Consider the following 17,761-nt stretch of genomic DNA (forward strand, 5'->3'; position numbering starts at 1 on the left):
GCAACCTCTCTCAAAGTCCCCCAATTTATCGGGGGATTTAGGGGGATCTAAAATGTTTTGATACCGACAAGAGGACTTTTCAAACAACCTCTTAGGAATTAGTTTGACGCTGTGGTTTTAATTAATTAATTATGCGTTGCCCGAAATCCTTAGTAGGCACAATTCATGAATTGTGCCTACGTCATTTTCACTCTGATGTCTAATAGTATTAGAGCGAAGATTTTTACTTGAATCAAAACAGCTTGATTAAAAAACATCGTTCATACAACGGCGGTTTTTGCCGCTCGTTCTGCCTCCTCTACCAGAATAAAGTTTCGCACCTGACTCAATCCGCGTTCCTGAGTCGATAATTATGCAATCGTTTTGCAGTAAAATTAATCGTCTAGATAGAGGAGGGCTTTGAGATGACTCGTGTCATCATTGTGCGCCACGGTCAAAGCGGTTATAACACCGAGCGGCGTATCCAAGGACGCACTGATGCGTCAACATTAACCGAAAAAGGTCGTAATGATGCAAGTCTTGTAGGCAAAGCCCTCAGTAATATCTTATTTAATGGGATTTACAGCAGTCCCTTGCAACGAGCAAAACACACAGCAGATATTATCCATAGTGAGTTAGCTACTCATCCTGAACAATCTGCTGTACTCCAAGTTTCTGATTTGCTGCTAGAAATCGACCTGCCTTTATGGGAAGCACTGCTGACTGCCGAAGTCAAGCAGAAATTTGCCGAAGACTACCGCACTTGGCATCAACGCCCCGACGAACTGCGGATGCTGCTTAACGATGCACAAGGGACAAGAGAACATTTTCCCGTTCTTGCTTTATACGAACAAGCACGGCAGTTTTGGCAAGAAATTTTGTCCCAGCATCAAGGTGAAACTATTCTCATCGTGGGACATAACGGAATTAATCGTGCCCTAATTAGCACAGCGCTAGGAATTCCTCCAAGTCGCTACCACTCAATACAGCAATCTAACTGTGGCATCAGCGTATTAAATTTTGCAGGAGGATTGGGCGAACCAGTCCAGCTAGAATCTTTAAATCAGACGCAACACACCGGAGAAACTCTACCCTCATTGCGACCGGATCACCAAGGAGTACGATTGTTACTAGTGCGTCACGGTGAAACCGATTGGAATCGCCAAACCAGGTTTCAAGGGCAAATTGATGTTCCCCTCAACGACAACGGTAGACAACAGTCGCAAAAAGCAGGCAAATTTCTCCAAGAGGTAGCGATTGATTTTGCTTGCAGTAGCACAATGCTGCGCCCTAAAGAAACAGCAGAGATTATCTTAAAACAACATCCTAATGTCAAGTTAGAATTGCAAGATGGTTTAAGAGAAATCAGTCATGGACTCTGGGAAGGAAAATTAGAAACAGAGATAGAGCAAGAGTTTCCCGGAGAATTGCAGCGCTGGCGAATGATACCAACACAAGTGCAAATGCCTGAAGGGGAGAATTTGCAACAGGTGTGGGAGCGCAGCGTTGCAGCTTGGCAATCAATTGTGCAAGCAGCATCAAATAATCAATTCAAAACTGTATTAGTAGTAGCTCATGATGCTACTAATAAAACCTTGCTTTGTCACATTCTGGGTTTATCGCTAGAAAATTTCTGGAGTTTTCGCCAGGGTAATGGTGCAGTCAGTGTTATCGACTACCCTTCTGGAATCGATGGTTTACCAGTACTGCAAGCGATGAACATCACCACTCACTTTGGTGGAGGTGTACTAGATAAAACAGCAGCGGGAGCATTGTGAGTGAGGAGTGAGCATTGTGAGGAGTTAGGAGTTAGGAGTGAGGAATAAAGTTAGAAGCAATGACTGAAGAACAAATAACTCATTAAGTAGCTAGACGTAAATAAATTAAAGTTTGTAGTCAGGACTAAAGTCCTAATAATCCTTGCTTTGAGCGATGAATCGCTCACTACGAACTAGGATTTTACTTTATGTTTAATTATGCCTACCTATTTAACTCCTAACTCATAACTAAAAATTTTTATGACTGAACTGCTGCAAAAAGTACGAGTGATTGACCCAGTTTCTGAAATCGACGAACTCTTTGACGTGCTGATTGCTGATGGTTATATCCAAGAAGTGGCTTCGGATATTTCTGACATCAGTTCTGAGACTCAAATCAAAAATTGTCAGGGATTAGTTCTCGGCCCTGGGTTAGTGGATTTGTACAGCCACTCTGGTGAACCTGGCTTTGAAGAACGAGAAACCCTCTTGTCTTTCTTACAAGCTGCTGCTGCTGGGGGCTTTACCAGAGTTAGCATTTTACCCGATACATCCCCAGTTATTGATAACCCGGCGCTTGTGGCACAGTTGCAGAAGAGGAGAGGGGGACAAGGAGGACAAGGGGGGAATTTTTCTCCCTTGTCTCCCCCCTCTCCCTTGTCTTCTCCTCTCCCCCTGCTTCATATCTGGGGTGCTATCACCCTAGATGTTGCTGGGAAGCAGATGACGGAATTGGCAGATTTAGCGTCTGCTGGAGTTGTTGGTTTTACTGATGGTAAGCCGTTAGAAAATTTGGCGCTGGTGCGGGGAGTGTTAGACTATCTCCAGCCGTTAGGTAAACCAGTGGCATTTTGGCCTAGCGATCGCCAGTTAGCAGCTAATGGTGTAATGAGAGAAGGGACAGATGCTCTCCGTTTTGGTTTACCCCCAATACCCGCCAGCGCTGAAACTACTGCGATCGCAGCTTTATTAGAATTGGTTGCAGCCATCGGCACACCAGTCCATATCATGCGTGTTTCCACAGCTCGCAGCGTGGAATTAATCGCCTCAGCTAAGGCGGCTGGTTTACCCATCACCGCCAGCGCCACCTGGATGCACCTTTTACTTGATACAAAAGCAGTTAAGAGTTATAACACCAGCTTGCATTTAGACCCGCCTTTAGGTAATCCCCGTGATGTGGCGGCGTTGCGTGCAGGGGTACGTGCGGGTGTGATCGATGCGATCGCTATTGACCACGCACCCTATAGCTACGAAGAAAAAGTTCAAGCTTTTGCCGAAGCACCAGCGGGGGCAATTGGTTTAGAATTAGCATTACCTTTGCTATGGCAATATCTCGTTGAAACTGGGGAGTTTACAGCTTTAGAATTATGGCGTGCATTGAGTACCAGTCCAGCAGAGTGTTTGGGGCAGAAAGTAAGTGCGATCGCACCTGATCAACCAGCGGAACTTACTTTATTTGATCCCCAGCAAACCTGGAAAGTCGAACGGAAAAGTCTTTATACGCTTTCACAAAATACACCTTGGTTAGGACAACAGCTGAAGGGTCATGTTGTGCAAACCTGGTGTTAAAAAAGTGTACTTAAAACCACTGAATATAAGTTGTCTATTTTATTCTGTTTATATTTGCAAGTAGACTCTAGCAAGGCAAACAAACACTTACAATAGTTCCTTTTGCAGGAATGCTATCGATTGTAAGTTCACCACCATATAATTTCACTATATGCCGAACAATAGCCAGTCCTAAGCCAGAGCCTTGTTGTTCCCATAACTTTCGATTAAATTGTACAAAAGCTCCAATTTTATTAATCTCTTCAATTGTCATCCCTCTGCCACGATCAATTACATATAAATTAAATTTACTACCTTCTATATTACTCACAACTTTAATTTCGCTGCTTGGTAAAGAAAATTTAAAAGAATTCTCAAGTAATTCCTCAATAATAATACTCAAATTTTCTTCTGGTAGTTGTACTGTAGATTCTTGGATATATAGCTTTAAATCATTTTGTCTACAGTTTTCTGTAGCTTTTTTCAGAGCGACTTCACTAATAATTTTCTCAGTAAAACATTTATTTCTTTGTTCTTGAATTTGACGGACTTTTTCGGGATTTTTGGCTATTAATTCCAGATTACTATATAATAAAAACCTTTTAACTAATGTATTCAAGCGATTGGCAGAGGTGTAAATTAATTCTGCAATTTCGACTTCTTCAGAAGCAGACATGATGCCACAATTTTCTACTAACAACTGTGACATACCGAGAATACCATTTAAAGGAGTATTCAGTTCGTGAGGTAATGAGTGAGCAATATTCATTCTGAGTTCGTCTAGTTTTGCTTGAGCTTGGCGCTCAAACAAAGCGTGTTTCTCCAGACGAGAAGCGATCGCATTGAGTAGTTCTTCAGGGGTAAATGGTTTAGTTAAATAATCATCAGCCCCAAAATCCATTCCCTGACGAAAATCTGAACGCTCTGCTTTAGCAGTAACAAATATTAAAGGAATATTGATAGTTGCTTCATTTTGACGCAAAGCAGACAGCACGCTATAGCCGTCTAATTCAGGCATCATAATATCACAGATAATTAAATCTGGTAATTTTGCTTGAGCAATTTCTAATCCAATCTTACCGTTTGCAGCTATCAAAGTTTCAAAATCAGAAAGCTGTAAAATTTCCTCAATGTTTCCCCTTACTTGGGGTTCGTCTTCTATGATTAAAATTGTGTTCATCTATGATTAGTAAATATAAAAATATCAGTTTTATTGCGATAGCATGATATGGCATCCATCTCAGGCTTATCTTGCTAAACAAGAAAAATTAATTTTCAATAATACTGTATAATGATATCTATGTCCTAAGTATAAACGCTGAATAAGGAAAATATTTAAAAAAAACTATCCTATTTGCTATGGTTCAGCAAATTGAATCTTTGCAAAATTTTGGCATTTTCTGGGGTTAGTAATCTTTGTAAATTCTTCATTTCATTCAAAAACATCATTTCTCTAGCATACTCTTGTTGTAGGATACTCAAGTAGCGATCGCGCTCAACATCTGATTGAGCTTTTTTCAGCATAAAGATTGCCATATTGATATTTGAAAGCGGATTGCCTAAGTCTTGTAAAAGTTTTTGTAAAACCTTGTTGCATATTTCTGCTTGGTGTTGACTCTCTTCTAGTTTTTGTGAATTTGCCTGTATCTGCTGTTTCAGGTTGGCGTTTTGTTGATGTTCTTGTTCATATTGTTGTTTGATTAAAGTTGGTTTTTCTATCCGAGCCAATCTAAGCTTAATTGCCTTCAAAAGTTCTTCCGTAGAGAAAGGTTTTGTGAGGTAATCATCGGCTCCTAATTCCATACCTTGGCGTAAGCCATCACGGTCTACTTTTGCAGTCAGAAAAATTACTGGCATAGATTCCGTTAGTGGGTCTTGACGTAAGGCTATCAGTACACCGTAACCGTCAAGTTCAGGCATCATAACGTCACAACATATAAGGTCTGGTTTTTCTGTTTTAGCAAGTCGTAATCCTTCTAAACCATTATTTGCAGTAATAGTATTAAAATCGGAGAAACTTAAAATCTGTTGAATATTTAAACAAATTTGGATTTCATCTTCAATTACTAGTATTTTTTGGTTCATTGGCTTACTTCAATAGTGATTTTGACTAGGTATTTTTGTGATGTCTATAGACGATTTGGTAATCTAGATGAGATTCCAAATAATCTGCCATAGCTTATTCTTCCCTAAAATTATTTACTAATAACATATTAGATATTTTTCGTTCAGCAAGTTGCTTATAATTAGTGGTAGTTCCACCCTGAATGTCGTACCTACTCCTACCTGGCTAGCAAAGGTAATTCTTCCTCTATGAAGGTCTATACAATTGTTGACTATTGCCAAACCTAATCCAGTTCCTGGCGTATTACCAACATTACTAGCTCGGTAGAATGGTTCAAATAAGTTCTGTTGCTCCTCTGCTAAAATGCCAATACCCTCATCTTTAATTAGAAAAACTGCGCTTTTATCTTGAACTAATAAATCAATTTGAACATTTCTACTATCTGGTGAGTATTTGACAGAATTTGAAAGCAAATTGCTCAGTATTTGTCGCAAAAGTTTCTTGTCTATAGAAACCATAAAGCGATCATCTGTTGATGAATTACCCAAGTACTGGGGATAAAAGGCTAGGGTATGGTTGGGAGAACTGAGTTGAATTTTCTCTACCAAAGAACGACAGAAATTAATCAAATTAACAGAAGTTGGTTCAAATGCTAATTTTCCAGCTTCAGCCTTATTAATTAGCAAAATATCATCTAATAGTTGAGTAGTGTGTTGAACATAAGTCTGAATGCACTGGAGATGTTTATGCTTTTGTTGTTCATCTAGTTTATGGCTAAAACTTTTTAAGATTCCAGCCGAGGAAGCAATCACAGCTAAAGGAGTTCGGAACTCGTGGGAGGTCATAGAAATGAAGCGAGATTTCAACTCACTGAGTTCTTTTTCTTTTTCTAAAGCTTTACAAATATTTTCTTCAGCTTGTTTGCGCTCGCGTATATCTTTAACTACCCCAATCACGTAAATGGGGTTGCCAATCGGATCTCGAATCAGAGAAACCGTTAAATTTATCCAAATTACATTCGCATTTTTATGTAAATAGCGCTTCTCTATGGAGAATGTTTCTATTTCTCCTGCTATTAATTGTTGCAACTTATTGAGATGGACTTGTATATCCTCTGGATGTGTGATATTTCTAAAGTTTTTCTTCAGTATTTCTTCTTGGCTATAGCCTAAAATTTCACACAACTTTTGATTAACTTTCAGAAAATGACCATCTAAAGTTTCTAGTTTAATCCCCACAGCTGCTTGATTAAAAATAGCCCTAAGTTCTGCTTCACTTTGTTGTAAGTCTAAAGTGCGTTGCTTGACCCTGACTTCTAAATCTTGATTGAGTTTTTGTAGAGCTTCTTGGGCTCGTTGCCTTTGCAGTTCCGCAGATGCTCTGGCTGCAAATACTTTGAGAATCCCTTCAAACTTATGTTGGTCAGGTATGGGTTTGTCATCTACTATGCATAGTGAGCCAATCGGTTGACCAAAATTATCACTCAAAATAACTCCCATAGAACTTTCAGATTGCATAGCAACTAATCTTTTAGTATTAGGAAAGAGTTGTTGAATTCTCGAACTAGAGTGGTAAAATCCTTGCTTGAGCAAAATTTCATAAGGCGTTGATTTTGGGTCATAGCAAATATTGGGTTGTAACTGCCCATCAGACCAAAATCCTAAAGTGTGAGCTTGCCCATCAATTAACTCAGTTACTAAGGTGTTACGGACATCTAAAGTAGAAGAAATATGCTCAACTAATGCTGGGAAAAAGTCACGTCCAGTCGTAGAAGCTGTACTTTCTATCAAACTGTGTAAGGCTATTTCAGCTTGTTTGCGTTTTGTAATATCAATTCCGATTGCAACAGCGGCTGTGTTTTGTTGATATTTTTGAGCGACAAGCAAGTAATTGCATATTTTGCCATTGATTTGGACATCAACAACCTTAGAATCTGCTACATCTTGCCTATCTAAAAATTCATGCATAAATTCTGTAAATTGCGGGCTGTTTTCCATAAAGCCCAATTCTTGACCAACAAAAGCATCCGTAGTCAAGTTAAAACTTTCAGCTAAATGGCGGTTAACCCCTAAATAATATCCATCATAATTTACCCAAGAAACAAACCCAGGTACTGCATCTAAAACCGTTTGTAATTGCTCTTTTGCTTGTTGCAGATTTTTTTCTGCTCGTTTGTATTCTGTAATGTCCTCGGAAATACACAGCAGGTATTCGGGTTGTTGGTCTTTGTCATACAAAGGAATTTTAGTCGTGTGTAAAATTCTTCTGCCAAAACAAGGGCTATCAATAAGTTCTTCAGAAATATCTTGAGGTACACCGCTAGCAAAAATTTCTAGGTCTTTTTGGCGGAAAAAGTCTGTTTGTTCTTTTGGGAATAATTCATAATCTTTTTTGCCAATAGCCTGTTCTGCTGTGATTCCAAAAATATTTTCGCAGGTATGATTCCAGAGCTTGAATGTCCCAAAACTTTCTGGTTTGGCATCTTTAACAAAGACCGCCACAGGCAGATTATTAATCATCGACTGTAAAAAGTTGCGAGTCTGCTGGAGTTCCTCTTGTGCTTTCCGGTTCTCAGTGATGTCAATACCTGTACAGACTATATACTCAACTTGATTATCTCGATTAAGTAAGACTTTATTTGACCAAGAAATTAAGCGGCAATTGTTATCTTTAGTAACTAAAGAAGTTTCGTAACGTTGAGGAAATTCTCTATAGGCTAAATTTTTAAAAATATCTTTGATACATTTTTTTGTTTCAGGTAACAGCAGCACATCCCAAACCAATCTTCCTTTAACTTCATCAAATGCGTAACCCGTAGCTTGTTCGCAAGTATGATTAAAGCGAACAATTTTCCCCTGAAAATCTAGTACAATAACTAAAGCATCTGCTAGATTCAAAACGGCAGAAACAAAATTACGCTCCAATCGCAGTTCTGCCTCCATTTTCTGGCGTTCTGCAAGTTTAACTCTTGTCTGATTGTAAAGTTCGGCTTGTAGAATAGAAACTGCGAGCAGACTGCTAGGAGTCACCAATCCAATTAATTCTCCTTGATCCCCTATAATAGGCAGATGGCAAATTCGATGTTGCCTTAGCAAATGTAACGCAGTAAAAACATCTTTAAAATCTCTTAAATTCAGTGTTATTAACTCCCTTGTCATCACTTGGGCAACACTGATACCCTCTAGATTCTTGCCTTGTGATGTCAGCTTAATTAAATCTCGCTGCGTAATTATCCCTACCAACTGCGAGTTTGCCATAACTAAAACACAACTGGCAGCTTGAGAGGCGATGCTATCTATATCTTTACTTGAGTTTGTCAAAGAACTGGTATCTTTGATTGGCAAGATATGATAACTACCTGGCGCTTCATTAATTAGTGCAATCACATCCATCAGCATAATCTCAGGGTTAACAATGAGAGGATGACGAATGATAGTCAGTTGTAAATTATCAGAACTGAGAGAGTTAATGAACATTATGTATAAATGCCTGGAATAAAATTATCTTTAAAAAAAGACATATAATATTTTTGCTTATAATCAATGAAAAAACCTCAGTGTTTTCTATGATTAATTTTCTTCTATTTTTTTATTTAAATTTTATATTATTTTTAATTAACTCTATTGATTTTGAAAGCTGGAGTTTTTCAGTAGAGTATATTATTGTCTCGTGGCTTGAGTGATGAGATTTTCCCTGATTTAAAAAAACTATGCTTTTCAAGGTAGATGCAGCTTAACCGTAATACAACCAATTGGATCTAAGTAAAAGATTTGAGGAAATGACTAAGCCTTAGAGGATGTTTTAAAAGTTCTCTAGTCGGTAGCAAAACGTTTTAGATCCCCCTAAATCCCCCAATAAATTGGGGGATTTAGATTCCGGTTCCCCACAATTGATCGGGGGGTTAGGGGGGATCTAGAAGTGCCTAAAATTACAGCCGAACACTTTTAAAAGATCCTCTTAAAACATCGGATTATGAACATAATCCCAACACTGACGATCGCGCCAGGTTCTACTACTGTATTCACAGTCAGATTTGTTGTTAATCCAGGGAATTGATGTAGGATTGGCAGTGGAAGATGAAATTATATATAGAACTATAGCAAAGTGCTGTTAGCGGATAGCTAGGGTTTAGCCCGTGCTGAGTATAAACCCAGTTATTTCAAGCCTTTGAGCAATCAACACTGTCCTAACATATCTGACTACAGCTATAACTGAAGACAATACATAAGAGGCGATAACAAAGCTAGAGTTTCTTAAAATAATTTCCATTGTCCAGGCATGAATCAATTTATATCAAGCTATTAACATGATGGTTTTCGAGATATAATTTTTTTGAAACGCGATCGCGTTTGTATTTTTAACTTATGAGTCATCTTTCTTGCCTGACAATCCTGCTCATTGATGATTGCGCTGAAGAGCGGATGAAATTGTGTCACTTATTACAGCAGTATAGCTTATATACGTATCGCATTTTGGAGTTTGAGACGGCAACACAGGCGAGGAAATGGTGTCAACAGGAAATACCAGATATCATTTTGCTGGATTTTTTGTTACCCGATGGAGACGGGCTGAAGTTTATTCAGCAGTTTCAGGAATACCATAGCCATACTCAAACTACTATGATTCTTTTGACAGGGCAAGAGGGTGAAATTACTGATGTCCGGGCGATGAAAAGCGCTGCTCAGGATTATCTGCTTAAAGATAAACTCACGGCTGAAGTTCTTCAAGGGGCAATTCATCATGCCGTTGAACGGATGTATCTGACTCGACAGTTAGAACAAAGTCGGGAACAACAACAACTGATTGCGGCGATCGCCTTACGGATTCGTCAGTCTGTGAAACTAGAAGAGATTCTGCGTACCACAGCCACAGAAGTGCGGCAGTTTCTCAAAGCAGACCGAGTAGTGGTCTATCAATTTCAGCCAGATATGAGCGGCACAATTGTGGCGGAGTCAGTGCTGCCTGGTTGGACGGTGGCTCTCTTAAAGCAGATTTTGGACACCTGCTTTCAACAGACAGCTGGAAGTGACTATCGCCAAGGGAAAAAACGAGTAATCGACGATATTTATCAGGCTGGGTTAACTAGTTGTCATTTGCATCTTCTAGAACAATTTGAAGTCAAAGCCAATCTGGTAGTACCTATTTTGGTCAAAGAGCAATTGTGGGGATTATTAATTGCTCACCAATGTAGTGGTTCTCGCCACTGGCAATCAGTAGAACTAGATTTGTTAGATCAACTAGCGGTGCAAATAGCGATCGCGATTCAACAGGAAAGTGCATATCAGCAAGCACAGACAGAACTAGCAGAACGCCAACGGACAGAAGCAGCCCTAAAAGCCAGCGAAGAGAAACTCAAGCTTACCCTGAATTTTGCTGATATTGGCTACTGGGAGTGGAACCCAGTCAATCAACTATTTGTTAGTGAGAATGGAATTCGCTGTTTTTATTCTGATCCGAGTGATCCGAACCTGACTTATGAACAGTGGCTGAATCAGATACATCCAGAAGATCGAGAATGGGTTGAGGAAGAATTTAGACAGGCGATCGCCACACAAACCGATTATGCTGTGGAATACCGAATTGTCTGGCAAGATGGCAGCATTCACTGGTTATCGGCAAAAGGACGGGGAGTTTACGACGTAACCGGACAACTGCTACGAATGCTGGGCGTGCTGATGGAGATTACAAAACGCAAGCTCTCAGAAGAGGAGCGGCGGCAAGCCCAGATGCTGCAAGTGGAATTACAGCTGCTTGAGAATATCCTGGAAACAGCACAGGCAGGTTACTGGGACTGGAATATTCAAGACAATCAAAAACTGATAGAAGCCCAATTGAGCAAGAATACAGTTCATCTCGCCACAGCACAACGAATTGCTCATCTAGGTAGTTGGGAATTTGACTTCCATACACAAGAACTCATTTGGTCAGAAGAAGTGTTTCAGATTTTTGGACGCGATCCTGCCTCTGGAACACCTACCTACCAAGAGTTTTGCCAGTCAATTCATCCCAACGATCGCCATATTCATGATGTTTTAATGCAGCAGACAATCAAACAGGGAAAGTTTTATGAAGAGGAATATCGCTCATATCGTCCAGATGGGAATTTGATTTATCTCTTATCAAAAGGCAAAGTGATATTTGATGCCAATGGTCAACCTATACAGTTAGTAGGCATCTTAGTAGACATCACTGCTCGCAAACAAGCAGAAGCCGCCCTGCGAGATAGCGAACGTCGTTATGCAACTTTGGCACAAGCGGCTCCGGTGGCTATTTTCCGTCTGGATGCTTTTGGTAACTGCATCTATATCAACGATCGCTGGAGTGAGATGACGGGTAGACCAACAGAGGCGGCATTAGGAATGGGGTGGCTACAGGCTTTCGACCCAGAAGACCGCGATCGCTTGGGGAGGGAATGGTCTCTAAAATTTGAGCAAGGATATCCAAGAGAATTCTATCAGAGTGAGGGCACCCATCTGCGTCCAGATGGCTGCATCAACTGGTTCTACATCCAGATATCACCCGAAAGCAACCCCTTCGGCAATATTATTGGTTACATCGGCACCCTGACAGATATTACCGCTCGCAAACAAGCAGAATCAGCCCTCAAAGAAAGCGAACGCCGCTATGCAACCTTGGCAGAAGCCGCTCCAGTTGGTATTTTCCGGCTTGATAATGCAGGTAACTGTGTCTACGTTAACGATCGCTGGAGTGAGATGACTGGTAGATCAACAGAGGCGCCATTGGGGATGGGGTGGGCAGAAACATTACACCCAGAAGACCGCGATCGGATTCTCAGGGAATGGCATGAAGCAGAATTAGGGCAAACAGGACTTTTTTGGAACGAAGGCAGGCATCTGCGCCCAGATGGCAGTATCAACTGGTTTTACTGCTGTATTAAACCCGAAACTAACGCCACTGGCACTCTTAGCGGCTATATCGGCACACTAACGGATATTAGCATTCGCAAACAAGTTGAGGAACAGCTTAATGCTCTTTCCGAACGGCTAACCATAGCAATTAGTTCTGGAGGATTCGGTATTTGGGAATATGATTTTGTCCAGACAAAGATGATTTGGGACGATCGCATGTATGAACTGCATGGCCTCAGCAACACTGATTTTAGCGGTTCTTTTGATGCATGGCTAAACTGCCTGCACCCGGATGATCGAGCTTATATGTTGGCAACCATCGAGCAAGTTGTGCAAGCAAAACAAGAATATGATGTAGAGTTCCGCATCGTTGAGCCGAGTGGAAAAATTCGTTTCCTCAAAGGCTACGGTATTCTCAAGCGTGACTCGCAGGGTGAACCTGTACGGATGATTGGGGTTAACTATGATATCAGCGATCGCAAACAAGCCGAACAAGAACTCATCCACAACAGGGATTTACGAGAAGCAATTTTTAACGAATCTGCCGATGCCATCTTTCTGGTTGATCCGCAAAGGCTACTCACCCTAGATTGTAATCGGCGGGCAGTAGAACTGTTTGAGGCAATTGACAAAGCTGAATTAATCAATATCAATGGGCAGACACTCCAGCTGCGTCCATTTCCTGCCAGCGAAACGGATGCGATCGTCACAGATATGCGGTTAAAAGGTGTCTGGAGCCGAGAGATTGAATATGTTACTCTTCACGGTAAGATTTTCTGGGGAAACATTGCAGCTAAACCGATTACTGTCGCTGGACGTACCATGCATCTAGTACGAATTACTGATATCAGCGAACGCAAACAGGCCGAAGCACAACTGCGGCAGACGAATGAGCAACTTGCTAACGCCAATGTGGAACTTGCCCGCGCCACTCGCCTCAAAGACGAATTTCTCGCAAACATGAGCCATGAACTGCGAACACCTCTGAATGCTATTTTGGGTATGTCAGAGGGCTTGGAAGAAAGTGTATTCGGCTCTATTAATGAAAGACAAGCAAAAGCGATCGCTACTATTGAGCGCAGTGGCAGACATTTACTAGAACTAATCAACGACATTCTAGACTTGTCTAAAATCGAATCTGGCAAACTGGAACTGCAACTAAGTAATGTTTCTGTCAGAAACCTCTGTGATATCAGCCTTGCTTTTGTCAAACAGATGGCTTTGAAAAAAAATATTCGTCTTAGTACTCATATTTATGACAATATTGACAGCATCCAAGTAGACGATCGCCGCTTGCGTCAGGTACTGATCAACCTACTGAGCAACGCTGTCAAGTTCACGCCAGAACGGGGATCTGTATCGCTTGAAGTTCGCCGGGAGCCAGCAGGGGAAGTAAATTCTCCCTTGTCTCCCTTGTCTTCCTCGTCCCCAGATATCTGCTTCCAGATCACTGACACCGGCATCGGTATCGCCCCTGGAGAAATTGGCAAGCTGTTTCAGCCTTTTATCCAGCTTGACAGCAGCCTTAATCGTCAGTACAGTGGCACTGGTCTAGGTTTGGCACTGGTACAAAAGATTATTACCTTACATGGAGGAACGGTTTTAGTTAGTAGTGAAGTTGGAAAGGGAAGTTGTTTTACCGTCCGCATTCCCTACCATACCAGCGATAATCTTCTCAGGACGCAGGTAACTACTTCATTGCCCAGTTATCCCTTACTTGCTGAGAATGCTCAAGTTTTGATTATCGAAGATTCTGTTACGGCCGCCGATCAGATTACTCGCTACTTCCGCGAAATGGGAATGCAATCTATCATCTATTCCCAAGGGGAAGGAGCCGTAGAAGAAGTGCTGCGAGTTCAACCTGCTCTGATCATTTTGGATCTGCAACTGCCGAACCTATCGGGTTGGGAGGTGCTAAATCAACTCAAGACCAACCCAAAAACCAAAGATATTCCAGCGATTATTATTTCAGTTGTGGATGAACATAGCAAAGGACTGGCTCAGGGAGCTTTTGAATATCTGGTCAAACCTATTACCCGCGCTCAACTTCAGGTAACTATAGAGAAACTACAACATCCTGCCCGTTCTAACTCGCCAAATTTAATTGTAGTGCCAGAAGTGTTTGTAGACACTCCTTTGATTTTGCTGGCAGAAGATAATCAAGCAAATATTGATACTATCTCCGCCTATCTTGAAAGTCGAGGCTATGATCTCATTTTAGCAAACAATGGACAACAAGCTATTGACCTTGTGAGAGTTCAACGCCCCGACTTAATTGTGATGGACATTCAAATGCCGGGAATGGATGGGTTGGAAGCAATCCGCCGCATCCGTAACGAGCAACAATTTATGCATATTCCGATGATTGCACTAACGGCGTTAGCTATGCCTGGCGATCGCGAAACAAGTTTAACAGCTGGAGCTAACGAATATTTAACCAAACCCGTAAAACTTAAGCAGCTTGTAACCACAATTCAACAACTTTTAGGAAGGTAGCGGAAATTCTCGATGGATAGTCAACCCTCTATTTTAGTGATCGATGATGAACCCGATAATTTTGATGTTGTTGAAACCTTGCTGGATAGTGAAAACTACCAGCTATACTACGCTCCTAGTGGTCAACAAGCTCTAAATCGCCTCGATAGTTTTCAGCCCGATCTGATTTTATTAGATGTGATGATGCCCGATCTCGATGGGATGGAAGTCTGCCAGCGCATCAAAGCTAATCCACAATGGCAAGCGGTGCCAATCATTATGGTGACAGCATTAACCGATAAAGAAGATTTGGCTCGATGTCTAGCGACGGGTGCAGATGACTTCATTAGTAAACCCGTCAATGGTGTGGAATTACGAGCCAGAGTTCATTCTATGTTGCGGATTAAGCAGCAATACGACAGTATGCAAGTATTGCTCAAACTGCAAGAAGACATGGTAAATATGATTGTGCATGATCTGCGAAATCCACTTACTAGTATTGTCTTAGGCGGAGAGATTCTGCGATTGCCAAGTTTGTCACCGTCACAGCAGCAAGGAAAAGTCGATCAAATTTTAATTGCTGCACAACAACTACAATTGTTGATTGATAGCTTGCTGATCATGGCAAAGGTGGAATCTGGAAAAATGGTTCTCAACTACACAGAAGTAGACCTTTGTACGCTATGTATGTCAGCATTGGCAGATATTGAGGCGATCGCTAATCAAAAGAACCTGACCCTGATACGTGAATTACCCGAACCTGGTGGCATTGTTGCAGTAGATGCAGTTATCTTTCGTCGAGTATTGGATAATTTGCTCTCTAATGCGATTAAATTCTCCCCGTCCAAGTCTCAAGTCACTCTACGGGGAGAGTATTTGGCAGCAGGTGGTGCGAAAGTCCAAGTCGCTGATTCTGGTTCGGGAGTAAGTCTGGAGTTACGACAAATCATTTTTGATAAGTATGAAATTGGAACTCCGATGCCAGAAGTTTCGCAAATTGGTTTAGGATTGGCTTTCTGCAAAATGGCGATCGAGGCACATTCCGGTACAATTACTATCGAAGATAATCAGCCAAAGGGTAGTATTTTTACTGTACTACTCAAAAAGGAATAATTAACTCTCAAGTTACTGCATTTAGGAATTACAGTATGCCCGTTCTGCTAATGTGACATCTAGCACGAATGGATTGTCATTACCCTGAAATTTAGCGATCGCATGACTCCGTTCTATTTCAGTATTATCAGGTAGGTCTTGCTGATTCCATTTACACAAAGTTTGACGCTGATTCGGAAAGTAATTTGGGTCTACTTGATCGCCCTGCTGCCGATAAATAGTGTAAAAGTAGAAAATTGCCCTGGCTATATCCCCTTTTACCTTTTCTCTAGGCTCAAAATTAGAAGATGTTGATTCGCTAAACTCGTCGATTCCACTACTAGGAATTGTCAATTGAACAGTATCATTTCGATACCATTTCTTAGTACTTGTGTCAACTATATCGTCGAAGGGTTTATTGCCTCGCTCACTATTAATATTTTCTCGTGCCGGAAATAAATGGTGAAGGTCACTTCGGGAGTTACCCTTATCAGCACCTTTACTTTGTGGCCAAACATGTTCGGTATTCAGTCCTAGTTTATCAGCTTCCTGACTAGGATCGCCATTGCCAATTAAAGTAATTGGGTAACTGGCATAAATGTCTGTGACAATACCTGCTTGGTTGTCAATAACACCAAACATTTCGTCTCTTGCGCGATCGTAATTCCAAGTTTTGCTAGGCGTATACTCCTTAGCTAGTTCGTCAACTAGAGCGAATTTGGATAATTCAGGCAATATAATCGCAGAATCGCTTACGGGAGTGGGAATGGGTTGGACAACAGGAGGAATGGTGTCAGGGGTGGACTGGTTAACAGGTAATGTAAACGCTGCAATCACAGGATCGTGGTCGCTGACAGGCTTACTAAAGCCAACATTGACATGCACAATGTCAATTTCCGGTTTAGCAACACGGGAAAGATTTTCACTGACCAACAAATGGTCAATAAGTTCAGGATTTCCCTTGAATTTGAAAGTAAAGCGATCGCTAACAGGTAAACGATCCGTCAGATTCTCAAGAATGTTACCCTTCAAGGTCTTCAGAGGTAGGGAATCTGGTAAATCGTTTAAATCACCCAATACAATTACTTTGGCTTGTGGGTCAGCTTCTAGTAGTTGCGCGACGAATCCATTCACGATTTCGGCTTGTTTGACTCGTTTAACATCGCTGGGAGAACCTCCAAGCTTGGAAATAAAGTGATTAGCAATGATAAACAGTTTTTGATCGTTAAAAATAAATTCTGCTGCAAGTGGCTTACGGCTTTCATCGAAAGCAGCATTTGTGGGGTCAATCCGACCTGGATTCAGCGATAGATCGAGACCATTTGTACCTTTAGAAATAGCCACAGCATCTAATGAACTGCCTCTTCTGGGCGCTTTTGCTAGAGTTATCCGGCTGGGTTTAAACAAGAAACCGACACGAATATTTCCTCCAGGTTCTCCACCATCTCGATCGTCGCTGGGCGCAATATCAACAAACTCGTATGCTGGACTACCAATATTTTTGAGCGCAGCAATCAGTTTTTGGTAAGTCTGATTTGCATTAACAACGTTATCATTGGTTGGCCCGTTGTTATCCTGAATTTCAATTAAACTAATGACATCTGGTGCGTTCAAATTATTGCCGATAATTTTGGCAATATTATCAAAGCGTTGATCTTTCGGGTCTAAATTCTCGACATTAAAACTTCCAACAGTCAATACATCCTGTGAATTTTTCAGAGATGTTGTTTCACGTTGTGCAACTAAAGGTAAAGGAGTTGGCAATTGAGCTATTGGATTAGCTTGTAGTGGACTAATCCAGCCAAAGAAGATGAAAGCAATACTAAGTAGTAGCAATTTGATAAATTTCATTGTCTCTTCCAATGAAGGTACTTTCTAGATTAGTCTTTTTCTTAATACAGTTCAGTTAAGAAAAGTTTTAGGTTGGGTAAAATTTGCAATCTCTTGGGAAAAACTTTCATATACTAATCAAGAGT

Annotated in this window: 8 protein-coding genes; 4 read left to right on the forward strand and 4 right to left on the reverse strand. The window is 41.0% G+C overall.

The features are described from left to right. The first annotated feature begins 404 nt into the window (after positions 1–404). Together V7K62_RS04615 and V7K62_RS04620 are read left to right on the forward strand one after the other, a co-directional pair. On the forward strand, positions 405–1,757 hold the full coding sequence (locus V7K62_RS04615; RefSeq protein WP_334862173.1) for a histidine phosphatase family protein: 1,353 nt from the start codon (positions 405–407) through the stop codon (positions 1,755–1,757). Between the two features lie 240 nt (positions 1,758–1,997). After that, positions 1,998–3,305, forward strand: coding sequence for a dihydroorotase (locus V7K62_RS04620; RefSeq protein WP_334862175.1), 1,308 nt, complete (start codon positions 1,998–2,000; stop codon positions 3,303–3,305). Between the two features lie 67 nt (positions 3,306–3,372). Here the strand turns inward: V7K62_RS04620 and V7K62_RS04625 are convergent, their stop codons facing one another. The 3 genes from V7K62_RS04625 to V7K62_RS04635 form a co-directional block, all read right to left on the reverse strand. After that, on the reverse strand, positions 3,373–4,464 hold the full coding sequence (locus tag V7K62_RS04625) for a hybrid sensor histidine kinase/response regulator (protein WP_334862177.1): 1,092 nt from the start codon (positions 4,462–4,464) through the stop codon (positions 3,373–3,375). Positions 4,465–4,634: 170 nt separating this feature from the next. Further along, positions 4,635–5,369 (reverse strand): response regulator, encoded by a 735-nt coding sequence (locus V7K62_RS04630; protein WP_334862179.1) that lies wholly within the window; start codon positions 5,367–5,369, stop codon positions 4,635–4,637. A gap of 117 nt (positions 5,370–5,486) precedes the next feature. Continuing rightward, positions 5,487–8,825: a PAS domain S-box protein gene (locus V7K62_RS04635; protein WP_334862181.1), complete on the reverse strand. Its 3,339-nt coding sequence runs from the start codon at positions 8,823–8,825 to the stop codon at positions 5,487–5,489. Between the two features lie 888 nt (positions 8,826–9,713). Between V7K62_RS04635 and V7K62_RS04640 the strand changes: the two genes are divergently transcribed. Further along, positions 9,714–14,714, forward strand: coding sequence for a PAS domain-containing protein (locus tag V7K62_RS04640; protein ID WP_334862183.1), 5,001 nt, complete (start codon positions 9,714–9,716; stop codon positions 14,712–14,714). Between the two features lie 12 nt (positions 14,715–14,726). Continuing rightward, positions 14,727–15,806 carry a hybrid sensor histidine kinase/response regulator gene (locus tag V7K62_RS04645; protein ID WP_334862185.1) on the forward strand — a complete coding sequence of 360 codons (1,080 nt, stop codon included), beginning with the start codon at positions 14,727–14,729 and terminating at the stop codon, positions 15,804–15,806. 21 nt (positions 15,807–15,827) lie between these two features. On the opposite strand, the gene V7K62_RS04650 is transcribed toward V7K62_RS04645, so the two are convergent. Next, positions 15,828–17,636, reverse strand: a complete 1,809-nt coding sequence (locus tag V7K62_RS04650; RefSeq protein ID WP_334862187.1) for an endonuclease — start codon at positions 17,634–17,636, stop codon at positions 15,828–15,830. Positions 17,637–17,761: the final 125 nt, after the last annotated feature.

Source organism: Nostoc sp. (genome assembly GCF_036917935.1).
In the GTDB taxonomy this organism is placed as follows: Bacteria; Cyanobacteriota; Cyanobacteriia; order Cyanobacteriales; family Nostocaceae; genus Nostoc.

Bases quoted from the DNA above. Each gene is read 5' to 3' on its own strand.
- V7K62_RS04615 (WP_334862173.1), top strand. From the start codon at position 405: ATGACTCGTGTCATCATTGTGCGCCACGGTCAAAGCGGTTATAACACC.
- V7K62_RS04620 (WP_334862175.1), top strand. From the start codon at position 1,998: ATGACTGAACTGCTGCAAAAAGTACGAGTGATTGACCCAGTTTCTGAA.
- V7K62_RS04625 (WP_334862177.1), bottom strand. From the start codon at position 4,464: ATGAACACAATTTTAATCATAGAAGACGAACCCCAAGTAAGGGGAAAC.
- V7K62_RS04630 (WP_334862179.1), bottom strand. From the start codon at position 5,369: ATGAACCAAAAAATACTAGTAATTGAAGATGAAATCCAAATTTGTTTA.
- V7K62_RS04635 (WP_334862181.1), bottom strand. From the start codon at position 8,825: ATGTTCATTAACTCTCTCAGTTCTGATAATTTACAACTGACTATCATT.
- V7K62_RS04640 (WP_334862183.1), top strand. From the start codon at position 9,714: ATGAGTCATCTTTCTTGCCTGACAATCCTGCTCATTGATGATTGCGCT.
- V7K62_RS04645 (WP_334862185.1), top strand. From the start codon at position 14,727: ATGGATAGTCAACCCTCTATTTTAGTGATCGATGATGAACCCGATAAT.
- V7K62_RS04650 (WP_334862187.1), bottom strand. From the start codon at position 17,636: ATGAAATTTATCAAATTGCTACTACTTAGTATTGCTTTCATCTTCTTT.